This window comes from Limnohabitans parvus II-B4, from assembly GCF_003063455.1.
Taxonomy (GTDB): domain Bacteria; phylum Pseudomonadota; class Gammaproteobacteria; order Burkholderiales; family Burkholderiaceae_C; genus Limnohabitans_A; species Limnohabitans_A parvus.
The window spans coordinates 962455-978513 of the sequence record NZ_NESN01000001.1 but is presented as its reverse complement, the minus strand read 5'-3'; the positions used below and the strand labels follow the sequence as shown (position 1 = coordinate 978513).

The window sequence follows — 16059 nt, the reverse complement described above, 5'->3', positions numbered from 1 at the left end:
CGCGCACGCGGGTATCCATGTAGGGCGAAGGCAAAAGGCATGGACCCCCGATCGAGTCGGGGGTGACAAAAACCGTAGACATGGACCCCGATCGAGTCGGGGGAGACCAAAGATTGACGGAGCCTGACCAATTCCCGGGTCACTACAATGGCGGCATGCTTGATATTGTTCTTCTCCGCAAAGATCTGGACGCTGCTGTGGCGCGTTTGCAGACCCGTAAAAATCCCCAGGCTTTCCTGAATGTGGAGGCTTTTCGTGCTTTGGAGGGCGAGCGCAAAACGCTGCAAACCCGCACCGAAGAGCTGCAAAGCCAGCGCAACAGCTTGTCCAAGCAGATTGGCATGCTCAAGGGCAAAGGCCAACATGCCGAAGCAGATGCCGTGATGGCCCAGGTGGGCGCCATCAAGGACGAGCTGGACGCTTCGGCCGAGCGTCTGGAGGTGATTCAGTCTGAATTGCAGACCCTGTTGCTGGCCGTGCCTAACTTGCCACATGAGTCGGTGCCTGTGGGGGCCGATGAGCATGGCAACGTGGAGGTGCGCCGCTGGGGCACGGTGCCGAGCTTTGACTTCGAGGTCAAGGACCACGTGGACATCGGCGAAAAACTGGGTTTGGACTTTGCCACCGGCACCAAACTGACCGGTTCACGCTTCACGTTCATGCGTGGCCCGATGGCCCGCTTGCACCGGGCTTTGGCGCAGTTCATGCTGGATGTGCAGACCAACGAACATGGTTACACCGAGTGCTACACGCCTTACATCGTGAACGCCGACACGCTGCGCGGCACGGGTCAGTTGCCCAAGTTTGAAGCCGATTTGTTTGCTGCCAACAAGGGTGGGCAAGAGGGCGAAGAAAGCCAGGCGCTGTACCTGATTCCCACGTCGGAAGTGACACTGACCAACGTGGTGCGCGACGAGGTGTTGGCCGAAGCCGATTTGCCGATCAAACTCACGGCACACACCCCGTGCTTTCGTTCTGAGGCGGGCAGTGGCGGGCGCGATGTGCGCGGCCTGATCCGTCAGCACCAGTTTGACAAGGTCGAGATGGTGCAGATCGTGCACCCAGATCAAAGTTATGAAGCGCTGGAGGCCATGACGGGCCATGCCGAGGCTGTTTTGCAAAAGCTGGGCTTGCCTTACCGGGTGATGAGCCTGTGTACCGGCGACATGGGCTTTGGTGCCAGCAAGACCTATGACCTGGAGGTCTGGGTGCCTGCGCAAAACACTTACCGCGAGATCAGCTCGGTGTCCAACTGCGAAGCGTTTCAGGCGCGTCGCTTGCAGGCACGCTTCAAAAACGCGCAAGGCAAAAACGAGTTGGTGCACACCTTGAACGGCTCGGGCTTGGCCGTGGGGCGTGCGCTGGTGGCTGTGCTCGAAAATTACCAAAACGCCGACGGCTCGGTCACGGTGCCCGAGGTGCTGCGCCCTTACATGGGTGGCGTGGCGCTGCTGAGCGTTTAAAGTGTTTGAAGTGTTTTTGGCTACCTCAGGAGTGCGTTGATGAATGGCATGCATCGTTTGTTGTGGGCGTTCTTGGTGGCTGCCGGGCTGGCGGGTGGCTTGGCAGGTTGTGCCAGTACCAGCAGCACGCCGTCTGTGGGCGTGGGACCGGATGGCAAGGTGCAAAACCCGGTGCAATTGCTCGGGCAGCTGCCCTTGCCGCCGGGTGCGGCCATACGGGCTGAACAGTCCTTGATCATCGGTGCCGGAGACAACTGGGTAGGTCGGGTGGTGCTGGATGTGGGGCGTGATTTTGATGCGGCTTACCGATTCTTCCTGGAGACCTACCCGGCGCAGGGCTGGACCGTGGTGTCGGCGGTGCGCGGCAAAAACAGTTTCATGGTCATGACCCGGCAAGAGCGCACGGCCACGTTCGAGATGGTCGATGGCGGCATGTTGGCTGGCAGTGTGGTGTCGATGACCATGGCCCCGCGCAACGCGGCGGTGATGGTGCCCAAAAAGCCCTGAGTGGCTCTGCTAGAATCTCGGCTTCGACAAATACTCAGGAGGGGTGGCAGAGTGGTCGAATGTACCTGACTCGAAATCAGGCGTAGTGGCAACACTACCGAGGGTTCGAATCCCTCCTCCTCCGCCAGTTAGAAACCCCGCATTGGTTTGCCAATGTGGGGTTTTTTTATGTCTTTCACGGCGTTCAGCTTCTGTGACGCATTGTTCAAAACTTCAGACTGTTGCCATGAAATCCTTGTTTTTGCTGCTGTCGGCCATGGTGGTGTCCGTATGCCTGTCGGGCTGCACCTTGTTGGCCATTGCCGATGCGGCGGGCTCTGCGGTGGTCTATGGCGTCAAGACCACGGTGAATGTGCTGGATGCCGTGACGCCTGACATTGTGAACAAGAAGAAGGACTGAACCGCGTAGCCCTGGCTGGTTGAGCCCTGCGGGCTCACCAAGCAAAACCGGCACAGATGTGCCGGTTGCTAAAAACGAAACAGGCACTTGAAGTGCCTGTTTTTTTAAATACCCAACCAGCCGTTGGTGCGCGCAAAGTGCAGCGCTTGGGTGCGGCTGTTGACGCCCAGGCGGCGGAACAGACGCCAGAAATGCACCTTGACAGTGTGCTCGCTGATGTCCAGTTTCTCTGCAATTTCGCGGTTGGACAAACCTTGGTCCAACATCAGGATCAATTGCTTTTGGCGCTTGGAGAGTTTGGTGGGACCTGCAGGCGTTGCAGATTCTTCTGCAGCGGCTTCCTCTTCTTCAGAGATCAGCAAAGAACGCAAGGCCGCGATGATTTGGGTCGGGCTGTTGGATTTTTCGATGAAGGCGTTGGCACCCACTTCGAGGCAACGTGCCTCGAATTCGCTGGCGCTGGCGCTCGTGACCACGGCCAGTGGGACGTCCGGAAACTTGGATTTCAGGACCTGCACGCCTGACATGCCGAGTGTGTCTGGCAACTGCAAGTCGAGGCAGAAAAGCTCTGGTGCACCATTTTTTTCAACGGTGGACTCCACCACATTCAGCTTGTGGATTGGAATGATTTTGAGACCAGGCTTGACGCGGTGAACAAGCATTGTCAGCGCATCGCGCATCAAAGGGTGGTCGTCGATGACATATACAGTCATGTTTTAATTCTCTGCAGTAGGCTTAAAGTTTAAGGATACACCGAATTGGTATTTTTGGCAATATAAATTACAAAATACGGAAAAGATCAATTAACTGATTTTTTTGAATTTATCAAATGTTCCAGTGCCTGTGTGAGCAGAGCCTCAGTCTCCGGCGTCAGTGGTGCCAGCTGTTCGCTCAACGCGCTCAGGCAGGCTGCGCCTTCGGTTTGCAGACGGGCCATGGTCTGGGCGGCTTCTTTGGGCGATGCAAAGCCCAGGCTTTGCAAGATCAGCTGGCCTTGTGCATCGACCAGCTTGAAGTAGAACTGACCGTCTTTTTCGCGGTATTGTTTAAAGCTGGGGGCAGCGGCTTTGGCTTCTTTGGCCACTTGCGCTGTGGCGCCAGATGACAAGGCGCGAAGCCCCACGGCGTGGCGCACTTCGCGCATGAACGGGGTGGCCAGTTGGCGGGCTTTGTCGGCACCGGCCAGCAAGATTTTGTCCATCTGGGCGGGGTTGTCGATGAGCGCCTGGTATTGCTCGCGCATGGGCGCGATTTCGCGGTCGATGCGCTCGAACAGCATTTGCTTGGCATCGCCCCAGCCAATGCCATCGGCATAGGCTTGGGCCATGGCGGCGGTTTCTTCGGCGCTGGCAAAGGCCTGGTAGATCTGGAACAGGGCCGAGCCTTCGGTGGTTTTGGGCTCGCCGGGCGCTTTGGAGTCGGTGACGATGCCCGCGATTTGCTTGCGCATTTGTGCGGCGGGGGCAAACAGTGGGATGGTGTTGTCGTAGCTCTTGCTCATTTTGCGGCCGTCCAGGCCGGGCAGCAGGGCCACGGACTCTTCGATCACGGCTTCGGGCAGCACAAAGTGTTCGCCATACAAATGGTTGAAGCTGGACGCCATGTCGCGCGCCATCTCGATGTGCTGGATTTGGTCGCGGCCCACGGGCACCTTGTGCGCCTTGAACATCAGGATGTCGGCGCCCATGAGCACGGGGTACATGAACAGGCCCGCGGTCACGTCGGCATCGGTGTCTTTGCCTGCTTCGTGGTTTTTGTCTACAGACGCTTTGTAGGCGTGCGCGCGGTTGAGCAGGCCTTTGCCGGTCACGCAGGTCAACAACCAGGTGAGTTCGGGGATCTCGGGAATGTCGGATTGTCGGTAAAAGGTGACTTTTTCAGGGTCCAGGCCCGAGGCGATCCAGCTGGCCGCGATCTCGAGCGTCGAGCGCTGGATGCGGGCAGGTTCATCGCACTTGATGAGGGCATGGTAATCGGCCAGAAAATAAAAACCATCGGTCTGGCTGTCACGGCTGGCTTGCACGGTGGGGCGGATGGCGCCCACGTAGTTGCCCAAGTGGGGCGTGCCGGTGGTGGTGATGCCGGTGAGGACGCGGGTGCGGGGCTTGGAGGTCATGTGCAAAAAACAATCAGCGAAGCAAAAAATCAACGAATTAAAAAAGACAGGGGGCTGAGCGCCAGCTTGATCAGGTCAAAGGTCACGCCCATGAGCGGTTGCATCCACAGGCTGCTGATGACGCCAGTGATGACCAGCGCCATGACGATGTAAAAACCGTAGGGCTCAATGCGCGAGACCATCACGGCCTGACGCCAGGGCAACAAGCCCACCAGAATGCGGCCACCGTCGAGCGGGGGCAGCGGGAACAGGTTGAAGGCAAACATGACCACGTTGGTCAGCATGCCGGCTTTGCACATTTCCAGGAAAAAGCGCTCGGTGACGCCGCTGCCCGCCAGCACATAGAGCAACACGCCCCACAGCAATGCTTGCACCAAATTGGAGGCGGGCCCTGCCAGCGCCACCCAGACCATGTCGCGTTTGGGGTGTCGCAATTGGTCAAAGCGCACGGGCACGGGTTTGGCATAGCCAAACAAGAAGGCGCCCCCGGTGCTGAAGTAAAGCAGCAGCGGCAGCAAGATGGTGCCCATCGGGTCGATGTGCGCAAGCGGGTTCAGGGTGACGCGCCCCATCATGGCTGCGGTGTTGTCGCCCAGACGCTGCGCGGCGTAGCCGTGCGCGGCCTCGTGCAGCGTGATCGCAAAGATCACCGGCAGGGCGTAGATCAGGACGGTTTGAATCAGGTCGGTCATAAGTGTTTGATTGTCTCAGACCTGGCTTGCGCTTTGACTGGGGGTGTTGGGGCCTTTGTGGGAGGCTGCCTACAGCAGATGAGCGTTCAGAGGCCCAAGAGTGCTGGGTCGCCTTGGCCATGCCGCAGCACTTCGGGCGCGTCGCCGCTCATGTCGATCACGGTGGTGGGCTCCAGCGAGCAGGCACCAGCATCGATGACGGCCCCCACTTGGTGTTCCAGGCGTTCGCGGATGTCTTCGGGGTCGTTCAGCGGCAGGTCTTCGCCGGGCATGATGAGGGTGGCCGCCAGCAGCGGGGCACCGTGCAAGGCCAGCAGCTCTTGCAGCACTTTGTGGTCTGGCACACGCAGGCCGATGGTTTTGCGTTGGGGGTGGCTGACCCGGCGCGGCACTTCTTTGGTGGCCTCCAAAATGAAGGTGAAGGGACCGGGCGTGGCTTGTTTGATGGCACGAAACTGTTGATTGTCCACCCGTGCGTAGTTGGCCAGCTCGCTCAGGTCGCGGCACAGCAGCGTCAGGTGGTGCTTGTCGTCCACGCCCCGAATGCGACGCAGTTGGTCGGCGGCGTTTTTGTCGTCCAAATGGCAGACCAGGGCATAGCTGGAGTCGGTGGGCACCGCCAAAACGCTGCCTTGGTTGAGCAGTTGCACCGCTTGCTTGAGCAGGCGGGCTTGCGGGTTGTCGGGGTGAACGGTGAAAAACTGGGCCATGGTGTCTTGACGGTCGGATGGATGCGGAATTCAGAATTCTGGCGGCTGGATGGTGATGCGGTTTTCGCGCACGGTGAGCCAGGCCCCTAAAGCGCCGCACAAGGCCACCAGGCCCATGCCCACAAAGGTCCATTGGTCTGGCAGGTGGTCAAACACGAGCCAGCCGCCCAGCACAGCAAAGCCGATTTGTGCATACATATAGGGTGTCAGCGTGGCGGCGGGTGTGCGGGCATAGGCCAGGATCAGCAAGAAATGCCCGATGGAGGCCAGCACGCCCATCAACAGCAGTTGCAGCCAAACCGTCCAGTCTTGGGGCATTTCCCAGACAAACGGCAGGATCAGTGAAGACAAGATGGTGCCGATCCAGCCCGTATAAAAGTGCATGGTGATCGGGTCTTCGGTTTTGGCCATCTTGCTGGTCAGGATCTGAAAGCCGGCATTGGTGGCCACCAGCATCAGCGGCAAGACCACGGTCCAGTCAAAGTGGTGGCTGCCGGGCCGGATGATCACCAAGGTGCCCGCAAAGCCTCCGGCCACCAACAGCCAACGCAGGGGGCGGATGGATTCTTGGAGCATCCAGGCGGCCAGCAGCGTGATGACCAGCGGGGCCAACAGGGCGATGGAGGTGAATTCGCCAACCGGCATGTATTTGAGGCTGTAAAAAGCCAGGATGCTGCAGGCAAACAGCAGCAGCCCTCGCGCCAGCTGAAAGCGTGGGTGCTGCGTCAGCAGGACTCGGCGACCACGGCCTGGCCAGACCACGGCGGTGGTGATGAGTGCCTGAATGGCATAACGGAACCAGAGCGCCACCAGCACGGACAAGCCCGCACTGATGTGCCGGGTGGTGGTGTCCAGGGTGGCAAAGCAGGCGGTGGCCAGAACGGCAAAGCCAATACCGTGGAGTGTGTGGGCGGCGGGTTGGCTCACTGAATGCGGTCGGCCAGCAGTTGCCAGACCGGCGTCAGTTGGCCAGGCAAGAAGGGCAGGGTGCCCAGGTCGATGCGGCTTTCAGTGGGGCTGTGAAAGTCACTGCCGCGAGACGCCACCAGGTCAAATTCGAGGGCAGTTTCGGCGTAACGCACGGCTTCTTGTGACGAGTGGCTGCCGGTGATGACTTCCACGCCGCGCCCGCCGTGGGCCTTGAATTCGCTGAACAGCGCGTACTCTTCATTAGGGCTGAAACCATAGCGTGCCGGGTGGGCGATGACGGCGATGCCCCCGGCATCGGTGATCCATTGCACCGCTTCTTGCAGGCGCGCCCAGCGGTGGGGCACATAGCCGGGTTTGCCTTCGGTCAGGTATTTGCGAAACACCTCGGATGTGTCGCTGCACACACCCGTTTCCACGAGGTGGCGGGCAAAGTGGGTGCGTGAAATCAGTTCGGGGTTGCCCACGTATTGGAGCGCCCCTTCATAGGCATTCAGGATGCCGACTTTGGCCAGACCGTCTGACATTTCCTGGGCACGCTCACTGCGACCGCCCCGCGTGCGGCGCAAGCCTTCTACCAGCGCGGTGTTGTGGGCGTCAAAGCCCAAGCCCACGATGTGCACGGTCTGGTTGGCAAAGGTGATTGAAATTTCGGTGCCTGTGAGGTAAGGCAGGCCATGAGCGCGGGCGGCTGCCAGAGCGCGGTCTTGCCCACCGACTTCGTCGTGGTCGGTCAGTGCCCAGAGTTCAACACCATTGGTTTTGGCGCGTTCGGCCAAGGCTTCCGGGGTGAGGGTGCCGTCGGAGACAACGGAATGGCAATGCAGGTCAGCGTTCATGGTGGTTTCCTCAAAGGCATTTTAGGCCCACGACGAACAGCCCTGTGTTTCTTCGGACTGATCCGGGTGGCCGATAATTGGCGCATGACCACGATGCAGAATTTTGCGGAGCCCACCCCATGGCACTGATGATCACCGATGAATGCATCAACTGCGATGTGTGTGAGCCCGAATGCCCGAACCAGGCGATTTATCTGGGCGAAGAGATTTATGAAATCGACCCGTCCAAATGCACCGAGTGCGTCGGGCATTTTGACGAGCCGCAGTGCGTGCAGGTCTGCCCCGTGGCGTGCATTCCCATCAATCCGCAACACGTCGAAAACCAGGAGTCGCTCTGGGCCAAGTACCGGCGCTTGCAGGCGCAGTGACCGGATCAAGACCCCTTCACTCGGGTTTGGGGGCGCTCATTTCGGATGCTTCGGCATTCGGTGCTTTGGGCGGACGCGGAGGTTTGGGTCGGGGCGGCTTGCTGGTGTGGATGCGCACCATGGCTTTTTCCATGTCACCCGCTAACAACAACGGCAAAGCGGTCAGTGCCCGGAAAATGCTGTCATCGATGGCTTTGCGGTGTTCGAGCATCGGCTTCTTTAAAACCCAGCTGACCACTTCGGCCTTGTCGCCGGGGTGGCCCACACCGATGCGCAGCCGCCAATAGTTGGCCGTGCCGAGTTGGGCATGGATGTCGCGCAAGCCGTTGTGTCCGGCATGGCTGCCGCCCAGTTTGAGCTTGGCCTCACCGGGGACGATGTCGAGCTCATCGTGTGCCACCAAAATTTCTTCCGGCTGGATTTTGAAAAACCGCGCCAAGGCACTGACCGACTTGCCTGACAGGTTCATGAAGGTTTGGGGTTCGAGCAACCACACGGTCTGACCGTTGACCGTGGTGCGGGCCATCAGGCCGTGGTAATTGCGCTCGGGCACCAATGACACTTTGAGTTCGCGGGCGACCGCATCGATCCACCAGAATCCGGCGTTGTGTCGGGTGTCTTCGTATTCGTTGCCCGGGTTGCCCAGGCCGACTAGGAGTTTGATCATGGTGCGTGATTATCCTTGTGCGCTTGGCCATGTGGCCTGAAATGCTTTGGCCCAAAGAAAAAGGCCCGCAGAGCGGGCCTTTGGGCGCAGGGCTTTGCAGCCCAAGCGAGAAGATTACTTCTTGCCTTTGCCCTTGCCTTTGGCGTCTGCAGGTGCAGCGGCCACAGGTGCGGCCACCACTTCTTCGACAGGAGCCACCACGGACACGAGGACCGGGTTTTTCTTGCCGTGGGTGATGGCTTTGCAGCCAGCAGGCAAGGTGATGTCGTTCAGGTGCAGGGATTTGCCCATGGTCAGACCCTTCAGGTCCACCGCGATGAATTCGGGCAGGCTGGCAGGCAAGCAAGCCACTTCGAGTTCAGTCACGACGTGAGTGACAGTGCACTTGTCGGTCTTGACGGCTTCGGACTCTTCTTCGCCGCTGAAGTGCATGGGCACTTTCATGTGCAAAGTGGTGTTGGCATCGACGCGCTGGAAGTCGATGTGTTGCACCAATTGCTTGTAGGGGTGCATTTGGTAGTCACGCAACAGCACTTGGCTGGTTTGACCGTTGAATTCCATCTCGAGGATCGAGGCGTGGAAAGCTTCTTTTTTCAGGGCGTGCCACAAAGCGTTGTGGTCCAGCTCGATGAGTTGGGGGGCCGATGTGGAACCGTAAACGATGCCAGGTGTGCGACCGGAATTGCGGAGACGGCGGCTCGCACCCGTGCCCTGCTTAGCGCGCTCAAAAGCGACAAATTTCATACATTACTCCTTCTAGGGTCCACCGCGACCAGTGCGACCCTGACTCAAAAAAGCCAGCCAGTCCACTATGACGGCTGGCCGCTGTTGGCCTTTTTCCGATCAGGCTTGATCGGAGAACAGGCTCATCACCGACTCTCCATGCGCAATCCGGTTGATCGTTTCGGCGATCAGCGGAGCCACGGACAGTTGGCGAATCTTGGAACACGCTGCGGCTTCGGCCGACAGCGGGATGGTGTTGGTGACCACGACTTCGTCGAGTGCTTCGCCCTTGGCGATGCGGTCGATGGCCGGGCCCGAAAAAATCGGGTGTGTGCAGTAGGCGTAAACTTTTTTCGCGCCGCGCTCTTTGAGCACTTCTGCTGCTTTGACCAAGGTGCCTGCGGTGTCGATCATGTCGTCCATGATCACGCAGTTGCGGCCTTCGATCTCGCCGATGACGTGCATGACTTCAGACACGTTGGCTTTGGGGCGACGCTTGTCGATGATGGCCAGGTCGCAACCGAGCTGCTTGGCCAGGGCGCGAGCGCGCACCACACCGCCGACGTCTGGCGACACGACGATCAGGTCTTCGTAATTTTTCTGGCGCAGGTCACCCAGCAACACGGGGGATGCGTAGATGTTGTCGACCGGGATGTCAAAGAAGCCTTGAATCTGGTCGGCGTGCAAGTCCATGGTCAGGACGCGGTCAACGCCAACGGCTTGCAGCATGTTGGCCACCACTTTGGCAGAGATCGGCACACGGGTTGAACGTGGGCGACGGTCCTGGCGGGCGTAACCAAAATAAGGGATGACGGCGCTGATGCGGCCAGCCGATGCGCGTTTGAACGCGTCGACCATGATCAGCAATTCCATCAGGTTTTCGTTGGTCGGTGCGCAGGTGGACTGGACCACAAACACTTCGCGGGCACGGACGTTTTGCTTCAATTCGACGGTGACTTCACCGTCAGAGAAGCGGCCCACATCGACGGAGCCGAGCTGTGTGCCCAAGCAACGGGCAATTTCGGCAGCCAAAACAGGGTTGGCATTGCCGGTGAACAGCATGAATTCGGGGGGGAGTGAAGCAGGCTGCATGTGCATTCCAGCGATCAGAAAAAAGGGCCTGTACGAGTGAACGTATTTGGCAGGGGAAGAAGGACTCGAACCTTCGAATGCCGGAATCAAAATCCGGTGCCTTAACCAACTTGGCGACTCCCCTACACGGGTTTACCGCTGAAACAGCGATCTACCGATCAACTTTCGCTGGATGCCCAACCTTTTAAAGGATGAACTTCCATATTGCTGCATTTGCGCACTTGCCAGTGGTCTGGGACCGGACTGAGCGTTGTGCCTGTTGTGCAATGTGCGAACACTGCACTGCCAGAACCCGTCATTTTGCCGCTCATGCCTGTGTTGGAAAGCACTTGGCGTGCTTGTGAAACCTCAGGGCATATCGCTTCAGCGATGGGTTGCAGATCATTGTGACCGAAGTCATATGGCTCTGCAGCGAAGACCGAAATTGTAGCAGGCTTTGTGGCCCTTTGAAGGTCTGGATGCTTAAAAATTTGCGCTGTTTCAATTCCGCTGGGTGGTTTGATGACCCAAAACTGGGCCGAAGGCAAGGAAATGGGGGTGATTTTCTCGCCCACACCCTCTACCCAGGCGTTGTGTCCACGCAAGAAGAAGGGCACATCCGCACCCAGTTGCAGCCCCAGTTTTTCGAGCGCGGGCAGGCCCAGTTTCAAGTCCCAAAGCTGGTTGAGAGCCAGCAGACACGTGGCTGCGTCAGAGGAGCCGCCGCCCATGCCGGCTTGCGCGGGGATGTGTTTTTCGACCGCGATGTGCACGCCCTGTGTGCAGCCCGTGTGCTGTTGCAGCAGTTTGGCTGCTCGGGTGATCAGGTCGTCTTCGGGCAGTGGCACGGTCAGGTCTTCACGGCTGATGGCCCCGCTCGGACGCTTGTCGAAGTGAAGGGTGTCGCACCAATCGATGAGCATGAACACCGATTGCAGCAGGTGGTAGCCGTCAGGGCGCTGGCCTGTGATGTGCAAAAACAGGTTGAGTTTGGCCGGTGCGGGTACGTCGTGCAGCTGTTTCATGGGGAGATTATCGCCAGCGCCTGGCCCGTCTGGTCAGCGGTCGAGCAGGATGCGCAAAACAGCTTCGGGTGCGGGCGTGCTTCTGCGCGCCGTCAGGCGGCCTTGCGGGTGTGCAGACAAGTCCACTTGCCACCCAGGCGCATCGGCGGCTTTGCCTGCCAGCCATTCAAACAGGGCGGCAATGGGCAAGTCTGTGCCCGTCAGGCGCTGGCTCAGGCTTTGCAGGCTGCTGCTTTCGGTCTTGTCCTGGCCTTGTTCCAGCCATGCAGTTTGGGGCGTCCAGCTCAGGCGCGCCAAACTGGTGCCAATGGGGCTGAGCAAGACCATTTGGCCTTGTTCGGCGGATCCTTGGAGTTCAAAGCTGACGCTCCAGTTTTGGGGGGGTGTGCTTTGCAGTTGCAGTGCCAAGCGGCCGGACCAGAAGGCAGCTGTGTCGGCTGCTGGGGGGCGGGGGGTGGCACAGCCTGCCAAAGTCAGCAGACCCAGGCCGCAAATGCTCAACCATGCACGGCGCTGTGACGCGTGTGGCGTCATGGCTTGAAGTTGAAGCGTTTGAGGGTTTCGATCAGCGTTTCGTTGTCGGCTTTGAGCAGCAGACCTTCACGCCAGATGGTGCCGGCATCACGCGTTTGGCCGATGGTCCAGAGCACTTCACCCAAATGGGCGGCTATCTCCGCATCGGGCTTGGATTTGTAGGCCGTTTGCAAAATCCGCAAGGCTTCCTGGTGTTGGCCTTGGCGAAAAATCACCCAAGCCAGACTGTCCTGAATGTAGGCGTCCTGAGGGGACAGCTGCACGGCTTTCTCGATCAACTGACGGGCTTCATTTAAGCGGATGTTGCGGTCTGCCAGCGAGTAGCCCAAGGCATTGAAGGCGTGTGCTTCTTGCGGTGCCTTGGCCATGAGTTGGCGCAGCAACAGCTCCATTTCGTCAAAGCGTTTGAGTTTTTCGCAGATGAGTGCCAACTCTGACAACAGTTCGTTGTTGTCGGCATGGCGTTCCATGGCCGCCTTGACCAGTGTGTAGGCGGCTTGGGCTTCTCGGTGTTCGCGCAGCCAATAGGATTGCGCCAAAATTTTGCGTTGGGCTTGCTCGGCATTGGCGGGCTTGACCTGGGCCAGCACATCGCGTGCTTCGTCCATGCGCCCTTGTTGGGCCAGCAGATCAGCTTGTCGGCTGGCGAGTTTGATGGGGTCGGCCCCTGCTGGCATTTGGGCTAGCCATTGTTTGGCGCGTTCCAGTTGTCCGCTCTTTTGGGCGATTTGCGCCAGCGACAACAAGGCTTCTGCGAGCCCGGCCTGGTGCTCGGGTGTCTTGCTCTGGGCCACCACGCGCACATACTGTTCTAGGCGTTTTTCAGCTTCAGGCAGCTGGTTGTTTTCTTGCAGCACCAGGCCGTGGATCAGCCAGCCTTCGGCAAATTCGGGGTGTTTGGTGTTGAGCACCACCAGTTGCCTGATGGCGTCAGGGTAGAGCTGCAAGGAGACCAAGGTGCGGGCGTAGCCCAGACGCAGCTCAGGCGCGACATCTGTTTTCATGGCCGCCTCAAGCATGGGCTTGAGGGTGCTGTTGTCGGAGACCATCAAGCTCAGGGCCAAAATCAGGGGGCCTTGGGGTCGGCGGCGTGTCCTTTGACGGATGCCTCGACCGCCGCGGTGATTTGTCCTGCATCACGGCGCATGCGGCCGATGGTGGTCCAGGCTGAGGCCGATGTTTGCGATTGGGTGAGCGCTTGCGCCAGGGCTTTTTCGACCACGCCAGACGCCAGTGTTTTGTCTTGAACCACGCCAAACAGGCGAGGCACCGAGGCAATGGCGGCAGATTGCTGCTCCAAAGACAGTTCATGGATGGAGACCGTCAATGCTTTACCGGCTTCTTCGATTCGGTTGAGCGCCAGCAAAATTTGCAGCACGTAACGGCTGGCTTCAATGGCGGAAGGAATTTCTTTTTTCCAGGTTTGCGCTGCTTGCAATGCAGCATCGCCTGATCGGGCTTGCAGCGCGATGTCGACGGCGCGCTGGAACAAGGCCGGGTCGCGGGTTTTGCGTGCGGCGTCGAGCATGATCGAAAAACCGCTGCCAGGCGAGCCTTGGCGTGTGTTCAATTCACCCAGCAGAATTTGGTAAAACAAAACCGCATCCAGTGCGGATTGTTTGGGCATGGCCTCTGCTTTGGGGGCTGCAGGCTGAGCCCAAGCACCGATGACGCACGAGGACAAGACAGCAAGTCGAAACCAGAATTTCATGGAGCCCATCATAATCCAGCCACCTTTTGAACCCGTGCGCCGGGGGCAGATTCCCTGCCTTGGCGCCAGATGAATGCATGCCTGAACTCCCAGAAGTTGAAGTGACCCGTCGCAGTTTTGCAGACCGGATTGCTGCCGCCAAAATTGTGGATTTGCGCATGGGCAAGCCCTTGCGTTGGCCTTTGGGGGTGGCACCTCAAAGCTTGGTGGGTAGACAGGTGTTGGGTGTTCGCCGCCGAGGCAAATACCTGTTGCTCGATCTGGATCAAGGCTTGCTGCTGGTGCACCTGGGCATGTCGGGCAGCCTGAATTTCGCCCCCGTTCAGCCCGAAGTCGGGCCGCATGACCACATGGATCTGGTGACCGACCGGGGTGTGCTGCGCTTGCACGACCCGCGTCGCTTTGGCGCGGTGGTCTGGACGCCTTCGGAGGATTCGCCTGAAGCGCAAAAGTTATTGGGCCGACTGGGTGTAGAACCCTTGAATGGCCAGTTTGATGTCGCTGCCTTTGCCGATGCCCTGAAAAAGCGCCAGTCCGCCATCAAGCAAGTGCTGCTGGCGGGCGATGTGGTGGTGGGCGTGGGCAATATTTATGCGTCCGAGGCTTTGTTCATGGCCGGTATCCGCCCAACCACGAAAGCGGCGCGTTTGTCCCGGCCGCGTGTGGCGAAGCTGCATGCCGCCATCGTTCAGGTGCTGACCCGTGCTGTGGAACAAGGGGGCAGTTCTTTGAAAGATTTTGTCAATGCCGAAGGCCGCACGGGTTACTTTCAGCTCGAAGCGGCCGTTTATGGCCGCGCTGGCGAGTCTTGCCGTGCGTGCGGCGCCCCGATCCGGTCCATGCTGCAAGGCCAGCGCACCACCTTTTATTGCCCCCAATGTCAGAAGCCTTGACCCGTCCTCTCCATGATTTGCCCGAAGGTTTTGCCCGCCGCATGGTGGATTGGCAGCGCCAGCACGGCCGCCAGAGCCTGCCGTGGCAAAACACCCAGGACCCTTACCGCGTCTGGTTGTCTGAGATCATGCTGCAGCAAACGCAAGTGAGCACGGTGCTCGATTACTTTCCCCGGTTTCTAGTGCGGTTTCCGGATGTGGCTGCTTTGGCGGCCGCCTTGCAAGACGATGTGCTGGCGCTGTGGAGCGGCTTGGGTTATTACAGCCGTGCGCGCAATTTGCACAAATGCGCGCAAGAGGTGATGGCGCGTTTTGGCGGGGCGTTTCCCCGGCGTGCAGAAGACCTGCAGACCTTGCCCGGCATTGGCCGTTCGACCGCCGCCGCGATTGCGGCGTTTTGCTTTCAGGAGCGCGCCGCGATTCTGGACGGCAATGTCAAGCGCGTGTTGACCCGTGTGCTGGGCTATGGCGATGACCTGGCGGTGGCCAAAAACGAGCGCATTTTGTGGGGATTGGCGCAAAACCTGTTGCCTGAAAAACCGGTCGACATGCCGCGTTACACCCAGGCCTTGATGGATCTGGGTGCTACTGTGTGTTTGCCGCGGAAGGTGCAGTGCCAAGCGTGCCCCGTCAGTGGCCTGTGCCAGGCCAAAGCGCAGGGAGAACCGCTGGCGTATCCCGTCAAGACCCGCAAACTCAAGCGCAGCAGTGCCACGCTGTGGTTGTTGTGGGCGGTCAACGCACGGGGGCAGGTGTGGCTGCAAAAGCGCCCCGACAAAGGCATCTGGGCAGGCTTGTTCAGTTTGCCGGTGTTTGATTCAGAAGATGATTTGCTGGCCGCCTGGGCACAAGGCAAAGACCCCCTCTACATCGAAGCCTGGAAGCATGTGCTGACGCACCGAGACCTGCATTTGCACCCGGTGCGGATGCTTGGCTCAGGAACATCCTGCCCTGCTTGTGAAGGTCAGTGGGTAGATGCAGACGCTTGGCCTGACATGGGTTTGCCAGCGCCGATTCGGGTTTTGTTGGCGGGGGCGTGAAAGACATGGATCCCGCATCAAGTGCGGGATGACAGTGGGCAGGGTGACGGGCTGCAGGGTGACGTGTGACGTGTGACAGGTGACAGGTGACAGGTGACAGGTGACAGGTGACAGGTGACAGGTGACAGGTGACAGGTGACAGGTGACAGGTGACAGGTGACAGGTGACAGGTGACAGGTGACAGGTGACAGGTGACAGGTGACAGGTGGCAGGTGGCAGGTGGCAGGTGGCAGGTGGCAGGTGGCAGGTGGCAGGTGGCAGGTGGCAGGTGACGTAGGCAGTGTGCGGGTGGACAGATGAACTTGTCACCCCGGGCGAAGACCCGGGGTCCAGGCTGCTTGTATTGGGCGGTGCGTGGCTTGACGCAACAGCC

Annotated in this window: 19 protein-coding genes and 2 tRNA genes; 7 read left to right on the top strand and 14 right to left on the bottom strand. The window is 59.3% G+C overall.

Annotation, left to right across the window (positions count from 1 at the left end):
* The first annotated feature begins 155 nt into the window (after positions 1-155).
* The 4 genes from serS to B9Z37_RS14445 all read left to right on the top strand — a co-directional run bounded on the left by serS (position 156) and on the right by B9Z37_RS14445 (position 2370).
* The gene (gene serS / locus B9Z37_RS04660; protein ID WP_108311818.1) at positions 156-1463 is read left to right on the top strand and encodes a serine--tRNA ligase; all 1308 of its coding nucleotides are present in this window, start codon (positions 156-158) and stop codon (positions 1461-1463) included.
* 39 nt (positions 1464-1502) lie between these two features.
* The gene (locus B9Z37_RS04655; protein WP_108311817.1) at positions 1503-1970 is read left to right on the top strand and encodes a hypothetical protein; all 468 of its coding nucleotides are present in this window, start codon (positions 1503-1505) and stop codon (positions 1968-1970) included.
* Positions 1971-2007: 37 nt separating this feature from the next.
* A tRNA-Ser gene (locus B9Z37_RS04650) sits at positions 2008-2097 on the top strand.
* Between the two features lie 99 nt (positions 2098-2196).
* Positions 2197-2370 (top strand): hypothetical protein, encoded by a 174-nt coding sequence (locus B9Z37_RS14445; protein WP_167394319.1) that lies wholly within the window; start codon positions 2197-2199, stop codon positions 2368-2370.
* A gap of 104 nt (positions 2371-2474) precedes the next feature.
* Here the strand turns inward: B9Z37_RS14445 and B9Z37_RS04645 are convergent, their stop codons facing one another.
* The 6 genes from B9Z37_RS04645 to B9Z37_RS04620 form a co-directional block, all read right to left on the bottom strand.
* On the bottom strand, positions 2475-3083 hold the full coding sequence (locus tag B9Z37_RS04645; protein WP_108311816.1) for a response regulator transcription factor: 609 nt from the start codon (positions 3081-3083) through the stop codon (positions 2475-2477).
* A gap of 86 nt (positions 3084-3169) precedes the next feature.
* Positions 3170-4486, bottom strand: coding sequence for a tryptophan--tRNA ligase (locus B9Z37_RS04640; protein WP_108311909.1), 1317 nt, complete (start codon positions 4484-4486; stop codon positions 3170-3172).
* Between the two features lie 29 nt (positions 4487-4515).
* Positions 4516-5178, bottom strand: a complete 663-nt coding sequence (locus B9Z37_RS04635; RefSeq protein WP_108311815.1) for a site-2 protease family protein — start codon at positions 5176-5178, stop codon at positions 4516-4518.
* 86 nt (positions 5179-5264) lie between these two features.
* Positions 5265-5888, bottom strand: coding sequence for an L-threonylcarbamoyladenylate synthase (locus tag B9Z37_RS04630; protein WP_108311814.1), 624 nt, complete (start codon positions 5886-5888; stop codon positions 5265-5267).
* 30 nt (positions 5889-5918) lie between these two features.
* Positions 5919-6815 (bottom strand): DMT family transporter, encoded by an 897-nt coding sequence (locus B9Z37_RS04625; protein ID WP_108311813.1) that lies wholly within the window; start codon positions 6813-6815, stop codon positions 5919-5921.
* Positions 6812-7654, bottom strand: coding sequence for a 3',5'-nucleoside bisphosphate phosphatase (locus B9Z37_RS04620; RefSeq protein ID WP_108311812.1), 843 nt, complete (start codon positions 7652-7654; stop codon positions 6812-6814). Before B9Z37_RS04620 ends, B9Z37_RS04625 begins: the two co-directional genes overlap by 4 nt.
* A 119-nt stretch (positions 7655-7773) precedes the next feature.
* Here B9Z37_RS04620 and B9Z37_RS04615 point away from each other — a divergent pair, with 119 nt between their 5' ends.
* Complete coding sequence (locus B9Z37_RS04615) at positions 7774-8022, top strand: YfhL family 4Fe-4S dicluster ferredoxin (protein ID WP_108311811.1); 249 nt, start codon at positions 7774-7776, stop codon at positions 8020-8022.
* Between the two features lie 16 nt (positions 8023-8038).
* On the opposite strand, the gene pth is transcribed toward B9Z37_RS04615, so the two are convergent.
* The 8 genes from pth to B9Z37_RS14630 all read right to left on the bottom strand — a co-directional run bounded on the left by pth (position 8039) and on the right by B9Z37_RS14630 (position 13669).
* Complete coding sequence (gene pth, locus B9Z37_RS04610) at positions 8039-8689, bottom strand: aminoacyl-tRNA hydrolase (RefSeq protein ID WP_108311810.1); 651 nt, start codon at positions 8687-8689, stop codon at positions 8039-8041.
* A gap of 114 nt (positions 8690-8803) precedes the next feature.
* Entirely contained in the window at positions 8804-9433 is a 630-nt protein-coding gene (locus B9Z37_RS04605) for a 50S ribosomal protein L25/general stress protein Ctc (RefSeq protein ID WP_108311809.1), read from the bottom strand.
* 99 nt (positions 9434-9532) lie between these two features.
* On the bottom strand, positions 9533-10510 hold the full coding sequence (locus B9Z37_RS04600; protein WP_276308851.1) for a ribose-phosphate pyrophosphokinase: 978 nt from the start codon (positions 10508-10510) through the stop codon (positions 9533-9535).
* Positions 10511-10551: 41 nt separating this feature from the next.
* A tRNA-Gln gene (locus B9Z37_RS04595) sits at positions 10552-10628 on the bottom strand.
* A gap of 34 nt (positions 10629-10662) precedes the next feature.
* Positions 10663-11508 (bottom strand): 4-(cytidine 5'-diphospho)-2-C-methyl-D-erythritol kinase, encoded by an 846-nt coding sequence (ispE, locus tag B9Z37_RS04590; protein WP_108311808.1) that lies wholly within the window; start codon positions 11506-11508, stop codon positions 10663-10665.
* Between the two features lie 33 nt (positions 11509-11541).
* Positions 11542-12042, bottom strand: coding sequence for a lipoprotein insertase outer membrane protein LolB (locus B9Z37_RS04585; RefSeq protein WP_108311807.1), 501 nt, complete (start codon positions 12040-12042; stop codon positions 11542-11544).
* Positions 12039-13046, bottom strand: a complete 1008-nt coding sequence (locus B9Z37_RS14635; protein ID WP_240606613.1) for a tetratricopeptide repeat protein — start codon at positions 13044-13046, stop codon at positions 12039-12041. The genes B9Z37_RS04585 and B9Z37_RS14635 overlap by 4 nt, the downstream gene beginning before the upstream one ends.
* A 62-nt stretch (positions 13047-13108) precedes the next feature.
* The gene (locus tag B9Z37_RS14630) at positions 13109-13669 is read right to left on the bottom strand and encodes a tetratricopeptide repeat protein (RefSeq protein ID WP_240606612.1); all 561 of its coding nucleotides are present in this window, start codon (positions 13667-13669) and stop codon (positions 13109-13111) included.
* A 161-nt stretch (positions 13670-13830) separates the two neighbouring features.
* On the opposite strand from B9Z37_RS14630, the gene mutM reads away from it, so the two are divergent.
* Together mutM and mutY are read left to right on the top strand one after the other, a co-directional pair.
* The gene (gene mutM / locus B9Z37_RS04575) at positions 13831-14646 is read left to right on the top strand and encodes a bifunctional DNA-formamidopyrimidine glycosylase/DNA-(apurinic or apyrimidinic site) lyase (protein ID WP_108311907.1); all 816 of its coding nucleotides are present in this window, start codon (positions 13831-13833) and stop codon (positions 14644-14646) included.
* Positions 14631-15686, top strand: a complete 1056-nt coding sequence (gene mutY / locus B9Z37_RS04570; protein WP_108311806.1) for an A/G-specific adenine glycosylase — start codon at positions 14631-14633, stop codon at positions 15684-15686. Before mutM ends, mutY begins: the two co-directional genes overlap by 16 nt.
* Positions 15687-16059: the final 373 nt, after the last annotated feature.